Origin of the sequence: Pseudomonas mercuritolerans, from assembly GCF_025706525.1 — a bacterium.
In the GTDB taxonomy this organism is placed as follows: domain Bacteria; phylum Pseudomonadota; class Gammaproteobacteria; order Pseudomonadales; family Pseudomonadaceae; genus Aquipseudomonas; species Aquipseudomonas mercuritolerans.
The window spans coordinates 813,912-828,636 of sequence record NZ_JAMSHA010000001.1 but is presented as its reverse complement, the minus strand read 5'-3'; the positions used below and the strand labels follow the sequence as shown (position 1 = coordinate 828,636).

The window sequence follows — 14,725 nt, the reverse complement described above, 5'->3', positions numbered from 1 at the left end:
GCTTCAGCCCGTTTTTCAGTCCACCTTGTTTGCTCGCGTGTGTTGATGGAAGCCATCGCGCGCATCGAGCAGGAACTCGACAGCTTTCCGCAAACGCTCAGCCTCTACCGCAAACAGCTTGATCACTGGCTCAGTCGCAGGGCGGACCAGATCAGCGAGGCAGCAGACCTGCCGTCGCTGGTGGGTATGGAGCGGATCATCCGCTTCGGCGATAGCAGTACGGCGGTCAGCAGCAGCGACGACGAGTTTTCCTCCAGTGTCGTCCAGTGCCCGCAGGGCGGGCTGATGCAGATCGAGAGCAAATTCGAATCGGTCTATGACATCCCGCTGGGCAACATTTCCGTCGATGTGGTCGACGTGGATAGCGGCAAGACCAGCGCGGTCACCCTTGATCAGCAGGGCAAGGCTGAATTCAGAGGCGAAGAGGGCAAGTTCTACCGCGTTCTGGTCCACAGCGCTGTCACCTCCAGTCAAGTCGACGAGCTGTTCAAATCCTACGACGGTTTGACCGGCGAACTTGAGCGCTGGCTGCGTAGCGAGTGGCAAGGTTTCAAGCCGCTGTGGTCACAGTCGGTGGCGACGGCAGCCAGCAACGGCATGCTCGCCGGCAGTTGGGCGGCCATCGAAGGGGTATGGGACAGCCTCGGTCTGCTCTCGGAAATCCTCCAGAACCCCGGCAAGTTTGCCGAGCGTCTAGGCAGCGGCGCGGCTGATCTGATCGAGCTGGCACAGACCGCTCCGGATCTCATGGAAAAGCTGCAGTTGCTGGTCAGTGACGAGGCGGCGATGTGCTTGCTGCTACGGTCGGCGAGCCTGTGGCTGGACATGCTGCCGCCCAGCGCGATTGCCGGCAAGTCCGCTGAAGTGGCGTCGATGATGATCGTGCAACTGATCATCGATGTGTTGATCAGCGTGGTGCTGACGTTTGTCGGAGCGGGGGCGGGGATCGCTTATCTGACGCTACGTCTGGCCGATCGTGCAGCCCAGTTGTTCAGCGTTGCCAAGCGTCTGGTCAAAGCGCTGTTTGGCATCGTCAGCACGTTTATTGAATACGTCGATCGTTACAAAGCCGTTGCCGCGCGAGGCATTGCCGCCGGGGTGAAAAACGGCCGGATGCAATTGCGCTGGGATGCCAAGCGCAACGCCATGTTGAAGAAAGACGAGCCCCACGACGACGTCCCCGACCAGGCAAAAAACCCCAACGGCGATGCCGCCGATTGCGTACCCAACACCTGCAAGAACGGCTGCCCGGTGTCGATGGTCACCGGCGAAGAACTGCTGACCCTGACCGACGCGGTGCTCGACGGCGTGCTGCCCTTCGAGTTCACCCGCTTGTACCGCAGCAGCGCGGTCGAGATCGACATCGGCCTGGGTTTCGGCTGGAGCCATACGCTCGCGCATCGCCTGGCCTTCGACGGCGATGGCGTGATCTGGTTCGACCACGAGAACCGCCGCACCCGCTTTCCCCTGCCCAACGTCGCGCGCCCGGCGATCCACAACAGCCTGTCGCGGGCGGCGATCTTTCTCGGCGATGAGCCGGAAGAACTGATTCTGGCGTTGGCCGGTGACAGCGCGCGGTTTTACCACTTTCGCGCTGGCCGGCTGACCGCAATCAGCGATGTCTACGGCAATCGTCTGACCCTGCAACGCGATCGCTCCGACCGCATTCAGCGTCTGGACAATGGCGCCGGCCGCTCATTGCTGTTGCGTTATGACCGCACGCAACTGGTGGCGGTCGATTACCAAGTTTTTGTTCAGGGCGAGTGGACCACCGAGCAGAACCTCGCCACCTACAGCTTCGATGCGCGGCAACGCCTGTTGATCGCGACCAACGCAGTCGGCGACAGCGAGCGCTACGACTACGACGACCACCACGTCATCCTCCAGCGCCAGTTGACCGGCGGCGCGAGCTTTTTCTGGGAGTGGCAGCGCGAAGGCAAAGCGGCGCGCTGCGTGAGGCATTGGGCGTCGTTCTCGCAGATGAACACCCGTTACGTCTGGAACGATGACGACGCCAGCGTGACCGTGCATTACGTCGACGGCACCGAAGAAGTCTACGTCCACGACGAACGCGCACGGCTGGTGCGCCAGGTCGCGGCGGATGGCGGCGAGCAGCTCAAGGCTTATGACCAGCAGGGCCGGTTGATCGCCGAGCAGGATGCATTGGGCGCGGTCACCGAATACCGCTACGACGAACTCGGACGGCTGATCGCGCTGATTCCACCGGACGATGCACCAACGTCCTACGAGTACCGCAACGGGTTTCTCTACAAGCGTTGCCGTGGTGATGCGGTGTGGATCTATCGACGCAACGCTGAAGGCGCCGTCACCGAAGCGGTCGATCCCGACGGCCAGGTCACCCATTACTACTACAACCTGCGCGGGCAATTGCTGTCGCTGCGTTATCCGGACAGCAGCCGCCATCGCTGGGTGTGGAACGAGCTCGGTCAGCTCATCGAAGAAACCCTGCCCGATGGCGGCGTGCGGCGCTTTTCCTACGATGCGCTGGGCCGGCGGATTACCACCCAGGACGAATTTGGTGTTGTCAGTCGTCAGCAGTGGGACGCCGCCGGCCGACTGATCCTGACGACTTCTCCTACGGGCAGCACGCGCGCCTACAGCTACGGCGCCTACGGCCAGATCACCGCCGAACGCGATGAACTCGGGCGCATCACCCGCTATGAATATGACGATGATTTGCACCTGGTCTCGCGGCGGATCAACCCCGACGGCACCCGCGTGCAGTACCGCTACGACCATGCGCGGTTGTTGCTGACCGAGATTGAAAACGAATCGGGCGAAAAGTACCGACTGGATTACACGCCGACCGGATTGATCCGACAGGAAACCGGGTTTGATGGACGGCGCACGGCTTATGCCTACGATCTCAATGGGCACCTGCTGGAGAAGACCGAGTTTGGGGATTTCGGCCCCAGTCTGGTCACCCACTATGAGCGCGACGCGGCTGGAAGGTTGCGAGTCAAAACCCTGCCAGATGGGCTCAAAGTTCGCTACGACTACGACCGCCTGGGTCGGTTGATCGGTGTCGATGACGGCCAGAACCATCCGCTGGCCTTCGAGTACGACCGTCAGGATCGGCTGATCACCGAGCATCAGGGCTGGGGCACCTTGCGCTACGCCTATGACGCCTGCGGTCAGCTCAAGCGTCTGCGCCTGCCGGACAACAGCAAGCTCGATTACCACTATGCCAAGGGCGGTGCGCTGAGCGCCATCGACCTCAACGGCACGCCGCTGACCCGGCATGTGTATCAGTCCGGTCGCGAACAGCAACGCCAGCAAGGCTTGCTGCTCAGCGAATATGCCTACGACGATCAGGGCCGCTTGCTTGCCCATGCTGTAGGCCATCGCCACGCCTCGCTGTACCGCCGCGATTATGCCTACAGCGCCAACGGCAATCTCGAGCACATTGCCGACAGCCGCCACGGCCAGCGCACCTACGGCTACGACGCCCTCGACCGATTGATTCGCGTCCGCCACTCGCGCGACGAACTGCCCGAATCCTTCGCCCACGACCCGGCCGGCAACCTGCTGATGCAGGACCGCCCCGGTCCCGCGCAAATCAAAGGCAATCGCCTGCTGATGCAAGGCGACCGCCATTACGACTACGACGCCTTCGGCAACCTGATCCGCGAACGCCGAGGCCACGGCCAGACCCTGGTCACCGAATACCGCTACGACTGCCAGCACCGCCTGATCGGCCTGACCCGCCCGGACGGCCAGACCGCCACTTATCAATACGACGCCTTCGGCCGGCGCATCCGCAAAACCGTCGACGGCGCCGTCACCGAATTTTTCTGGCAAGGCGAACACCTCGTCGCCGAAAGCAGCACCAGCCAATACCGCAGCTTCCTCTACGAACCCGGCACCTTCCGCCCACTGGCGATGCTCGACGGCAAAGGCCCGAAAAAGGCCTGCCCGTTCTACTACCAACTCGACCACCTCGGCACCCCGCAGGAACTCACCGACTACAGCGGCGAAATCGTCTGGTCCGCGCAATACGACGCCTACGGCAAAGTCGCCGCCGTCACCCTCGCCGGCGAAGACTACCTCGACCAACCGCTGCGTTTTCAGGGGCAGTATTTCGACGTTGAAAGCGGGCTGCATTACAACCGCCATCGGTATTACGACCCGAGGCTTGGGCGGTATCTGACCCCGGACCCGGTGAAGCTCGCGGGTGGGTTGAATCAGTACCAGTACGTGCCGAATCCGACGGGGTGGGTGGATCCGTTGGGGTTGAACGGATGCCCGCCAGATGGCGACGGAAAAGGGAATCCAACGGCACCATGCGGGAATGCAAAGGTTGATACCAGAGAACCTCTTCCACCGGATATAGAATGGTCGAGTCCTAGCGTTAAACGAGCTTCTGCGCTGCTGGATCAAGGTGCTAAGGACGTTACTGTTAACAGTCGAGCTGAGGCTGAAGAATTGTTCAGAGGGAAATATTTAGGTCAAGGATATAGGAATGCTGAAGAGTTCAATTCCGTTACCGCCAAAGACTATTTCCAAACGCCCTTTGGGAAAGAATCGTACTATCACTGGGATGACACAGCTGTATCTAATGTTGTGAATCGAAAAGTTTACATGGCAAATCATAGTCCTGACGATCCGCATGCTGTCATGCCTCATCTACAATTGCATCCAAAGGACGGCAAAGTAATCCGAATTTACTGGCCAAACTCATTTGCAGGTCAAAAATGAAACAGCAGAAGAAAATCGCTCGTAGCGTATGGTATGGACTCGAAGGGACGAGCTACGACAATATTGCACAAGAACTTCCGTGCAAAGATCACTCAAGTCGAAAATGGGTCTCAATATATGCTAATTACAAATATTCTTTCTCAGGCGATCCGCATCAATATTACGATTTCATTCATAAATCGAAAGGGTTTAGGTTTTCGATTGTAGTGTTTACTGTGGCTATTGAAGAAATTGGCTCCAGCGATGGTATTGATGATCGGGATATCGTGATATTAAACTTTGTGCCCGTTAATTCTGAGGAGGATATCTATACGGTTTTGGAACGGCTCGCGATCGATCCGGAATTATTCTGCCCTCCATGGCGGTGCGGGTATCCGATTTGAGTAGTCCGATAGATTGAGAATTAGTCGTGACTACTTACTACCCTTCCGTGTCTTGAAAAGAGGGGCATGTGATCGCTAGATTATGATTGTGAACTACATGGAGTTCATGATGCGCTACTGTGCTGGGGTTTAACCAACTAGCTGTGATGTCTGGGCCGGAGGCGCTATAGCATCGAGCAAATACACACTAAACCCCACAACCCCCTTCGCATGATGCTTAGCCTGCGAAGCCATCTCCGCAAGCTGGCTGGCATCAAGCGCTGCACAAGCCTCAGGCCGCAGATGCACCACCCCAATCGATAACGACAACAACGCAAACTCCTGCCGCACGCCTTGGCGATTGGGTGCAACGAAGCAGCCGGCCTCCACATGCTCGGGACGGTAGAAGCGGCGGCATTGGTTTTGGAAGTCGTCGAGCAGTTGGTTTAGGCGTTTGCGCCAGTCTTCGGGGCCGAGGACGAGAAGGAAGTCGTCGCCGCCGATGTGGCCGACGAAGTCGCGGGTGGGGTCGATGCGTTCGTTGAGGCATTGGGCCAGGCAGAGCAGGACTTCGTCGCCACGGCCGTAGCCGTAGATGTCGTTGAAGGGTTTGAAGCTGTCGATGTCGACGTAGCAGATAATGGACTCGCGGGCCTGTTGCAGCAGGCGCGTGAGGCATTGCTGGATCGGTACGTTGCCTGGGAGCAGGGTGAGGGGGTTGGCGTAGCGTGCCTGCTGGATTTTCAGTTCGGTGATCAGCTTCAGCACGTCGATGACCCGGCCGAGGCCTAGATAGCCGCCGTTGAGGGTGATGATGAAGTCTTCTTCGATGCGCTGGCGGGCGCGGCTGGTGATCAGGCGGCTGACTTGCTGCAGTGACTGGCTTATTTCCACGGCGAGGAAATCATCGTTCATCAGACGGCTGATCGGTTTGCGCGCAAACAGGTCGGTGGCAAACGGTTTGAGCAGCGCGTCCGACAGCGAGTGGCGATGGACGATGCCGCAGGGCTGGCCTTGTTCGTCGAGTACCGCGAGCGAATTGAGGTTGGCCTGGCGGCGGAAGGCTTCCAGTACCGTCGCGGTGGGCGTATCGCGTTGCACGGCGGGCTGGTCGTTGAGCAGGGCGCTGAGGTCGCTGCCTTCGTCATTCAGCGCGACAGCGCTGCTATCGTGTTTGGGCATCAAGGCGCGAGCGTCGCGGGACGGATGTTCCTGAGGGCGGCCGAGCAGGTAGCCCTGCACCAGGTCGACGCCCATTTCAGTCAGCACCGCGAGTTCTTCCGGCAACTCGATCCCCTCGGCAATCACCTGCGCGCGGGACGCTTTGGCGATTTGCAGAATCGAACCGACAAACTCTCTTTTCAATGCATCCTGATGAATACCGTCGATGAAGTGCCGGTCGATCTTCACGTAATCCGGACGCAATTCCGACCACAGGCGCAGGCTCGAATACCCCGCGCCCAAGTCGTCCAGCGCAATGGAAAAGCCCATCGCCCGGTAGTGATGCAGAGCGGTTTGCAGCAACTGAAAGTCATCGATCGGGGTCTGCTCGGTGAGCTCGATTACCACTTGGCTCGGCGCAATGCCCAAGTCCTGCAACAGCTGCAACGTTCGTCCGGGTTGGTGCGCGGCCTCAAGCAAGGATTCCGGCGAAACGTTGAGGAACAGTTTGCCCGGCAACTGCTGCTCATTGAACCGGCGACAGGCGCTTTGTCGGCAGGCGATCTCCAGTTCGCTCAATCGGCCAGCCTGTCGCGCCACGGCGAACAGGGCAATCGGCGAGTGAAGAGGGCTGTTGGACGGGCCACGGGTCAGGGCTTCGTAGCCGAGAATACGTCGCTCGGAGAGGCAGATGATCGGCTGGAACAGGCTGTGTAAACCGCTTTGAGTCAGGATCGAGCTCAAGGCGCTCAGCTGTTCGGTCGTGGTCATGGCAGTCTCTGGCGATAAAAAAAGGACCGGGAGCGCTTGCTCCCGGTCCTTTATTGCACGACAGAATGATGACTGTTTGATGACGATCCGGGGATCGTCAGCACTAAATTGCCATCACTTACTTCTTGGCCACCTGATTGCTCAGTTTCAGGTAATCCAGCAGCACGCGCCCGGTTTCGCTCAGATAGGCATCGTCTTCCGGTTTGACCTTGTCCGGCTCGGCAGCGGCCAGTGCGTCTTCGTCTTCTTTCTTCAGCTCTTTGAGCGGTTCTTCGCCTTTGGCCTTGCGACGGATGTTCTCCATCGCCAGTTGCTTGGCGTCGATGTCGGCGTGCTGGGCACGACGATCGGCTTCGTTGAGGCTGACGGTTTTTTCTTCCATCAGTTTCTGCGCCAGGGCCAGCTTGTCGCGGATGAACACGAACTCGGCATCCTTGTTGGTGCGCGCGTCATGTTCGGACTTCAGCTGGGCGAGGAACGGCTTGAACGGATCGGCCGCCGGTTTGATCGCCGCGCGTATGGTGTCCCACGGCATGGCTTCCGGCAGAGCGCTCTCGCCGATTTCCTTGGTGTCGATCAGCGACGGGTAGTCGATGTCCGGCAGCACGCCCTGATGCTGGGTGCTCTGCCCGGAGACACGGTAGAACTTGGCCAGGGTCAGTTTCAGTTCGCCATGGTTCAGCGGCTGAATGGTCTGCACGGTGCCTTTGCCGAAGGTCTGGCCACCGATGATCAGCGCGCGGTGGTAGTCCTGCATGGCGCCGGCGAAGATTTCCGAGGCCGAAGCGGACAGGCGGTTGACCAGCAGCGCCATCGGGCCTTTGTAGAACGCGCCCGGGTTTTCATCTTCGAGCACGTCGACACGGCCGTCGGCGTTACGCACGAGTACGGTCGGACCTTTGTCGATAAACAGGCTGGTCAGCTCGGTGGCTTCCTGCAGGGAGCCGCCGCCGTTGTTACGCAGGTCGATGACTACGCCGTCGACTTTGTCCTTCTGCAACTCGGTGAGCAGCTTCTTGACGTCGCGAGTGGTGCTCTTGTAATCCGGATCGCCGGCACGGAATGCCTTGAAATCGAGGTAGAAGGCCGGGATCTCGATGACGCCAAGTTTGTAGTCCTTGCCGTCCTGTTTCAGGCTGAGGATCGACTTCTTCACGGCCTGGTCTTCGAGCTTCACCGCTTCACGGGTGATCGGCACGATCTTGGTGGTCTGATCGTTCGGCGCATTGCTCGCCGGGATCACTTCCAGGCGCACCACGGTGCCTTTCGGACCGCGAATCAACTTGACCACTTCGTCCAGGCGCCAGCCGACCACGTCGACCATCTCTTTATTGCCTTGGGCAACGCCGATGATCTTGTCGGCCGGAGCGACCTGCTTGGTCTTGTCCGCCGGGCCTGCCGGCACCAGACGCACGACTTTCACTTGATCGTTGTCGCTCTGCAACACGGCGCCGATGCCCTCGAGGGACAGGCTCATGTTGATGTCGAAGTTTTCCGCGTTATCCGGCGACAGATAGTTGGTGTGCGGGTCGTAGGACATGGCGAAGGTGTTGATGTACGCCTGGAAGATGTCCTCGGCACGGGTCTGGTCCAGACGCGCCAACTGATTCTTGTAGCGCTTGGTCAGGGTTTCCTGGATCTGCTTCGGCTCTTTGCCGGCGATCTTCTGGCGCAGCACTTCGTCCTTGACGCGTTTGCGCCACAGGTCGTCGAGTTCCGCGGTGGACTTGAGCCAAGGCGCGTCCTTGCGATCGATCAGCAAGGTCTCCTTGGTGTTGAAGTCCATTTTGTCGACGCCTTTGTTCAGCTCGGCAAGGGCGAAGTCCAGACGCGCTTTCACGCGGTCCAGGTAGCGCTTGTAGATGGTGAACCCGGCGTTGAGGTCGCCGCTTTTGAGGAAGTCGTCGAACTGCGTCTTCCACTTGTCGAATTCGGCGATATCGCTGGCCATGAAATAGCTGCGCGATGGGTCGAGCAGCTTGATGTAGCTGTCGTAGATGATCACCGAGCGCGCATCGTCGAGCGGCGGCTTGCTGTAGTGGTGACGCTTGAGCAACTCGACGACGTTCAGGCTGGCGATGACTTCATCGCGATCAGGCTGCAACTTGTCCCAGCTGTTGGCTGCGAATGTGGTGCCCGACACCGGCAACAGGCCGATACCGATGAAAAGAGCGAGGGCGGTGCTGGGGAGCAGATGCTTCATGCTGATTCGACGCGGGGACAATTGATAACGCATATTAGGCCGTCTTTGAAGTCGCCGGTTCTTTGAGAGCCGGTCGCATAATGCAAAAAGCCCGGCGCTACAGCTTCGGGCTCAGTCCAGACTCACTATGGAGGCAGTGTGAAGGCATTGCAAGGCGTTGAAGGTCAAGTGGCATGGGTTGAAGAGCCGAGTCCTACCTGCGATGTAGGACAAGTCCGCATCCGGGTGGCGGCAGCCGGCCTCAATCGCGCCGATTTATTACAGAAAGCAGGACTTTATCCGCCCCCGCCCGGGGCCAGCCACGTGCTCGGTCTTGAGTGCTCCGGGGTGATCAGCGAAGTCGGTGCGGGCTCGTCCTGGCAAGTCGGCGACCGGGTTTGCGCCTTGCTGGCCGGGGGCGGCATGGCTGAAGAGGTGGTCGTCGACGGACGGCACGTGCTGCCGGTGCCCGAAGGTGTTTCGCTGATCGAGGCGGCGGCATTGCCCGAGGTGTACGCCACCGTCTGGCTGAATGTGTTTCAACTTGCAGCGTTGAAGCCCGGTGAGAAAATTCTCCTGCACGCCGGCGCAAGTGGAATCGGTTCAGCCGCCATTCAGCTGTGCAAGGCGTTTGGTAACCCGTGCTGGGTCAGCGTCGGTACCGCCGAACGCCTGGCTTACTGCGAAGCACTGGGGGCTCAGGGCGGTGTGGTGCGTACCGATGATTTGGAGAGCCTGCGCGACTTCGGGCCGTTCGACGTGATTCTCGACCCGGTGGGCGGCAATTATTCAGCATTGAACCTCAAGCTGATGGCGCTGGACGGGCGTTGGGTGTTGATCGGTTTGATGGGCGGTCGCGAGGCGAAACTGGATCTGGCGCAGGTGTTGGCCAAGCGTGTGCAACTGCTCGGTTCGACGTTGCGCAGCCGTGACGATCAGTTCAAGGCCGATCTGCTCAGCGATCTGGGCCAGCATGTGTGGCCGCTGTTTGCCGAGGGGCGCTTGCGTCCGCAACTGGCCAAAGCGTTTGCGGTGAAGGATGCCGAGGCGGCGTTTGCCGAACTGGCGAGCAATACGGTGGCGGGCAAGTTAGTGTTGGTGATCAATGAGGGTTTGAGCTGACAGCAAAGCAAGGTCAAAAGATCGCAGCCTCCGGCAGCTCCTACAGAGGCACGCATTGCAAAAGTAGGAGCTGCCGAAGGCTGCGATCTTTTGCTTTTATTTCCAGAGATGGATCGGCCAGCCGGCCTTTTCGGCGTGCTCAAGCAGCACCGGATCCGGATTGACCACGTGGGGGAAGTCCACTTTAAGCAACAACGGCAGATCGTTGCGCGAATCGGAATAAAAACTCGCGCCTTCGAGGTTTTCTTCTTCGGCGTCCAGCCATTCCAGCAAGCGGGTGATTTTGCCTTCGCGGTAAGTCAGGGTGCCGACGGTTTTACCGCTGTATGCGCCGTGGGCTACTTCCAGTTCGATGGCGAGAACCTCATCAATACCTAATCGTTCGCCGATCGGCTTGACCAGATGGATACCCGACGCCGAGATCACCAGAATCCGGTCACCGGCCTTGCGGTGGGCGGCGATGGTTTTGGTCGCGTCGCTGAAGATGATCGGTTCGATGAAATCCTCCACCCACGGGCCAACCAAGTGCTCGATTTCCTCAGGGGTGCGGCCAATCAGCGGTTCGAGACTGAAGGCCATATAGTCTTCCATCGCCAGATGTCCGCGGCCGTAGGCATCCATCAGTTCCTTGTCACGCTGCATGAACGACTCGCCATCGACCCAGCCGAGGCGGACCATCTGCTCACTCCATAGCGAGGAACAGTCACCGTGAATCAACGTTTCGTCCAGATCAAAAATTGCCAAAGCCATCGGTTCTCTCCGAGAACAGCTTCAAGCCATGAGCTTCAAGCTGCAAGAAATTGGAATCAAGTACGCCGCAGTCTACAACCTGAAGCTTGTAGCTCGAAGCTTGCAGCTGCTTTTAAGCTACTTGGCACAAGGCCGTTGGATCGATGGAAATTGCCAGGCGCTGTCCGTCGGGATGCAGATCGGCGGCGGAACGGTTGAGCACATCGACCACCAATTCCACGCCGCGTGCTTCGACGCGATAGCGAATGACGTTACCGAGCAGGCTGTGGCTGCGGATCTGCGCGTCGAGTTCGCCGTCGAGGCTCAGTTCGATGGCTTCCGGGCGGATGGCGATGCGGTGGCTGATCGTCCGTTGCAACAGCTTTGAGGCGGCAGCGGCATCGAGCAGGTTGTAGTTGCCGATGAAGCCGGCGGCGAACACATCGACCGGCGCGGTATAGAGGGTTTCGGCATCGCCGCTCTGAACGATCTTGCCCTGATTCATCAGGAATATCCGGTCCGACATGGTCAGCGCTTCTTCCTGATCGTGGGTGACGAAGATCGTGGTCAGGCCAAGTTCGCGCTGAATCTGGCGAATCTGTTCGCGCAGGTGTTTGCGTATCCGTGCGTCGAGGGCTGACAAAGGCTCATCCAGCAGCAACAAGCGCGGGCGGGTTACCAGTGAGCGGGCGAGGGCGACTCGTTGGCATTGGCCACCTGAAAGCTGATGCGGATAGCGGCTGGCGAAGTCGTGCAGCTCAACCAGTTTCAACACTTCTGCCACGCGTTTGTGGCTGTCATCGGCGTTGACCTTTTGCATACGCAGGCCGAAGGCGACGTTCTGTTCGACGGTCATGTTTGGGAACAGCGCATAGCTTTGAAAGACCATGCCGATTCCGCGTTTCTGCGGGCTCAACGGCACGATGTCGACGCCCTCGAGGAGGATCTTGCCGCCGTCCACCGGGGTCAGCCCGGCGATGCAACGCAGCAAAGTCGACTTGCCGCACCCGGACGGGCCGAGCAGGGTGACGAACTCACCTTTGTTGATCTCGCAATCGATGTCGCTGAACACCGTGGTGCCGGCATAACTTTTCTGCAGGTGTTGGACGCTGACGTAGCTCATTCGCTTTTGTCCTTGTTCAAGATGTTGGCGATCCAGGTCAGGACCAGCACGAAAAAGAAATACGAAATGACCAGCGCACTGGTGAAGTGGCCGCTGCTGTTACGCATGTTGTTCAGGTACACCTGCAGGGTTTCGTAGCGCGTGCCGACGAGGATGTTGGCGAACACGAACTCACCGAAGAGGAACGAGAACGACAGCAGCAGCGCCACCATCAGGCCCTTGCGCAGGTTCGGGAGCACCACCAGAAACGCCGCTTGAAAGGTGCTGGCGCCGAGCAGTTGCGCGGCGTCCATCAGGTCGCGCAGGTTGATCGCTTGCAGGTTGTTGGTGATCGCGCGGTACATGAACGGCAGCGCCACGGTGAAGTAGCAGCCGATCAGAATCCATGGCGTACCGACCATCGCCATCGGCCCGGAACCGTAGAGCTGCAACAGCCCCACCGAGGACACCACTGGCGGCACCGCGAAGGGCAGCAGGATTAGGATGTTCATCAGTGCATCGAGTTTCGGGAAGTAGTAATGCACGACGAACAGCAGCGGCAGGATCAGCAGCACCGACAGCACCAGCGCGCCGACACAGACAATCAGCGACTGACCGAATGCATGCAGAAAGCGCGGATCGCTCCACAACTGGATGTACCACTTGAAGGTGAAGCCACTCGGCAGAATCGTTGCCGACCAACTGCTGGCGATCGAGTAGACCAGCGTGCCCAGCAGCGGCAACAACAGGATGGCGAACAGCAGATAAACCACGACGCGGTGGTAGAGGCCGGCCGGGCCGGATTCAGCGCGAGACATGGTAGCTCCTCTTCAACAGCAGTTGATGCACGACGGTGACGATGGTCATCAGCGCCACGAGCACCACGGCCAGGGCGCTGGCCAGGTTCGGGTCAAGGGAAATGTCGCCGGAGACCATCGCCGCAATACGGATCGGTAGAACGTTGAAGTTGCCGGTGGTCAGCGCATAAACCGTGGCGTAGGCGCCGAGGGCGTTGGCCAGCAGGATCACGAACGTGCCGAGCAGCGCCGGGGTCAACACCGGCAGGCCGATGTGCCGCCAGAACTGCCAGCCGTTGGCGCCGAGCAGTGCGGCGGACTCGCGCCAGTCTTCCCGCAGAGCGTCGAAAGCCGGGTAGAGGAGCAGCACGCCGAGGGGAATCTGGAAGTAGGTGTAGAGGATGATCAGGCCGGTTTTCGAGTACAGGTTGAAGTCCTGAATGATCCCCGACTGCTTGAGCATGATGGTAATGCTGCCGTTGAAACCGAGCAGGATGATGAAGGCGAACGCCAGCGGCACGCCGGCAAAATTGCTGGTCATGTTGGCGAAGGCATTCACGAAGTTGCGCAGCTTCGAATCGACGCGGCGTAGTGAATACGCACCCAGCACGGCGATGATGATGCCGAATACGCTCGACCAGAAACTGATCTCCAGGCTGTACTGGATCGCCTGCCGATAGAACTTCGAACCGAAGATCTTGCTGAAGTTGGCCAGGCCCCAGCCGGACTCTTCCGATTGCAGGCTGTTGATCATCACCCAGACCAGCGGGGCAATTTCGAAGACGATGAAGAACAGCGCGAAGGGCACCAGACACAGCGCCGCGAGCCATTTGCCGCGATTCATGGCATTCACTTGAGCAGCTCCCGGCACACAGGTTTGTCGTGGGGCACGCCGAGCAGTTCGCAAACCGTGCCGCAGAGCTCGGTCTGCTTCGGTGTGACGTCAGGGTTCAGGCTGAAGACCTCGCCGAGGACGAACAGCGGCACCTGACGTTCTTCCGCCAGCAGGCCGTTGTGCGAACGATCGTTGTTCATGCCGTGGTCGGCGGTCACCAATACCTGATAACCAGCGTCGAGCCAGCTCTGCAGATAATCGGCAAGGATGACGTCAGCTGAACGTGCGCTGTTGCGGTATTGCGAGCTGTCGAGGCCGTGCTTGTGTCCGGCGTCGTCGATGTTCATCGGGTGGATCAGGAGGAAATCCGGCGCGTGGCGCAGGCGCAGGCTTTCGGCGTCGGCGAACAGGTGCGAATCCGGATAATGATCGTTCCAGTAGAAGTGGCCGTACTGGATCGGCAGCGTCGGATCATTGGTGTGGCGGTCGCGCGCCGCCACGAACGGTGAGCGGTTGTACAGCTCGCTGACCCAGTGATACGCCGCAGCGGCTGTTTTCAACCCGGCATCGCGGGCGTAGTGATAGATGCTGCGCTGGTTGGACAAGCGCGAGACATTGTTGTGGACAATGCCGCTGTCGATCGGCGGCACGCCGGTGAGAATACATTCGTAAAGCGGTCGGGACAGGGCCGGCAATTCGCACTCCAGCTGATAGAGCGCCGCGCGTCCTGCGCCAACATAAGCCTGCAGATGCCCCATGGCGTGACACGCAACCTCGTAGTTGAGGCCGTCGAGCACGACAAGGATGACGGTGTGCTTCATAGGGGCAAGAACTCCGAAAACAAATCTGGAACCAATCTGTGTAGGAGCTGCCGGAGGCTGCGATCTTTTGATGTTGCTTTAAAGGGCAAGATCAAAAGATCGCAGCCTCCGGCAGCTCCTACAG

Annotated in this window: 10 protein-coding genes; 3 read left to right on the top strand and 7 right to left on the bottom strand. The window is 59.4% G+C overall.

Annotated features, from left to right (window positions below; genetic code table 11):
* The first annotated feature begins 45 nt into the window (after positions 1–45).
* Positions 46–4,719 (top strand): RHS repeat protein, encoded by a 4,674-nt coding sequence (locus ND528_RS03825; protein ID WP_263469733.1) that lies wholly within the window; start codon positions 46–48, stop codon positions 4,717–4,719.
* On the top strand, positions 4,716–5,102 hold the full coding sequence (locus tag ND528_RS03820) for a hypothetical protein (RefSeq protein ID WP_263469732.1): 387 nt from the start codon (positions 4,716–4,718) through the stop codon (positions 5,100–5,102). Before ND528_RS03825 ends, ND528_RS03820 begins: the two co-directional genes overlap by 4 nt.
* 129 nt (positions 5,103–5,231) lie before the next feature.
* Here ND528_RS03820 and ND528_RS03815 read toward each other — a convergent pair whose 3' ends face one another.
* Both ND528_RS03815 and ND528_RS03810 read right to left on the bottom strand, forming a co-directional pair.
* The gene (locus tag ND528_RS03815; RefSeq protein WP_263469731.1) at positions 5,232–7,013 is read right to left on the bottom strand and encodes a bifunctional diguanylate cyclase/phosphodiesterase; all 1,782 of its coding nucleotides are present in this window, start codon (positions 7,011–7,013) and stop codon (positions 5,232–5,234) included.
* Positions 7,014–7,131: 118 nt separating this feature from the next.
* Positions 7,132–9,216: a carboxy terminal-processing peptidase gene (locus tag ND528_RS03810; RefSeq protein ID WP_161806099.1), complete on the bottom strand. Its 2,085-nt coding sequence runs from the start codon at positions 9,214–9,216 to the stop codon at positions 7,132–7,134.
* Between the two features lie 138 nt (positions 9,217–9,354).
* Here ND528_RS03810 and ND528_RS03805 point away from each other — a divergent pair, with 138 nt between their 5' ends.
* Positions 9,355–10,317, top strand: coding sequence for a zinc-binding dehydrogenase (locus ND528_RS03805; RefSeq protein ID WP_130909696.1), 963 nt, complete (start codon positions 9,355–9,357; stop codon positions 10,315–10,317).
* A gap of 96 nt (positions 10,318–10,413) precedes the next feature.
* Here ND528_RS03805 and ND528_RS03800 read toward each other — a convergent pair whose 3' ends face one another.
* From ND528_RS03800 to ND528_RS03780, 5 genes are all read right to left on the bottom strand, one after another.
* A complete protein-coding gene (locus tag ND528_RS03800) occupies positions 10,414–11,067 on the bottom strand; it encodes an HAD family hydrolase (protein WP_130888605.1) in 654 nt (217 codons plus the stop codon).
* 112 nt (positions 11,068–11,179) lie between these two features.
* On the bottom strand, positions 11,180–12,169 hold the full coding sequence (locus ND528_RS03795; protein WP_130909697.1) for an ABC transporter ATP-binding protein: 990 nt from the start codon (positions 12,167–12,169) through the stop codon (positions 11,180–11,182).
* Positions 12,166–12,966 (bottom strand): ABC transporter permease, encoded by an 801-nt coding sequence (locus tag ND528_RS03790; protein WP_123443861.1) that lies wholly within the window; start codon positions 12,964–12,966, stop codon positions 12,166–12,168. Before ND528_RS03790 ends, ND528_RS03795 begins: the two co-directional genes overlap by 4 nt.
* Positions 12,953–13,789 carry an ABC transporter permease gene (locus ND528_RS03785; RefSeq protein ID WP_161984092.1) on the bottom strand — a complete coding sequence of 279 codons (837 nt, stop codon included), beginning with the start codon at positions 13,787–13,789 and terminating at the stop codon, positions 12,953–12,955. Before ND528_RS03785 ends, ND528_RS03790 begins: the two co-directional genes overlap by 14 nt.
* A 5-nt stretch (positions 13,790–13,794) precedes the next feature.
* Positions 13,795–14,601 (bottom strand): alkaline phosphatase family protein, encoded by an 807-nt coding sequence (locus ND528_RS03780; protein ID WP_263469730.1) that lies wholly within the window; start codon positions 14,599–14,601, stop codon positions 13,795–13,797.
* Positions 14,602–14,725: the final 124 nt, after the last annotated feature.

Bases quoted from the DNA above. Each gene is read 5' to 3' on its own strand.
- ND528_RS03795 (WP_130909697.1), bottom strand. From the start codon at position 12,169: ATGAGCTACGTCAGCGTCCAACACCTGCAGAAAAGTTATGCCGGCACC.
- ND528_RS03820 (WP_263469732.1), top strand. From the start codon at position 4,716: ATGAAACAGCAGAAGAAAATCGCTCGTAGCGTATGGTATGGACTCGAA.
- ND528_RS03785 (WP_161984092.1), bottom strand. From the start codon at position 13,789: ATGAATCGCGGCAAATGGCTCGCGGCGCTGTGTCTGGTGCCCTTCGCG.
- ND528_RS03810 (WP_161806099.1), bottom strand. From the start codon at position 9,216: ATGAAGCATCTGCTCCCCAGCACCGCCCTCGCTCTTTTCATCGGTATC.
- ND528_RS03825 (WP_263469733.1), top strand. From the start codon at position 46: ATGGAAGCCATCGCGCGCATCGAGCAGGAACTCGACAGCTTTCCGCAA.
- ND528_RS03815 (WP_263469731.1), bottom strand. From the start codon at position 7,013: ATGACCACGACCGAACAGCTGAGCGCCTTGAGCTCGATCCTGACTCAA.
- ND528_RS03790 (WP_123443861.1), bottom strand. From the start codon at position 12,966: ATGTCTCGCGCTGAATCCGGCCCGGCCGGCCTCTACCACCGCGTCGTG.
- ND528_RS03780 (WP_263469730.1), bottom strand. From the start codon at position 14,601: ATGAAGCACACCGTCATCCTTGTCGTGCTCGACGGCCTCAACTACGAG.
- ND528_RS03800 (WP_130888605.1), bottom strand. From the start codon at position 11,067: ATGGCTTTGGCAATTTTTGATCTGGACGAAACGTTGATTCACGGTGAC.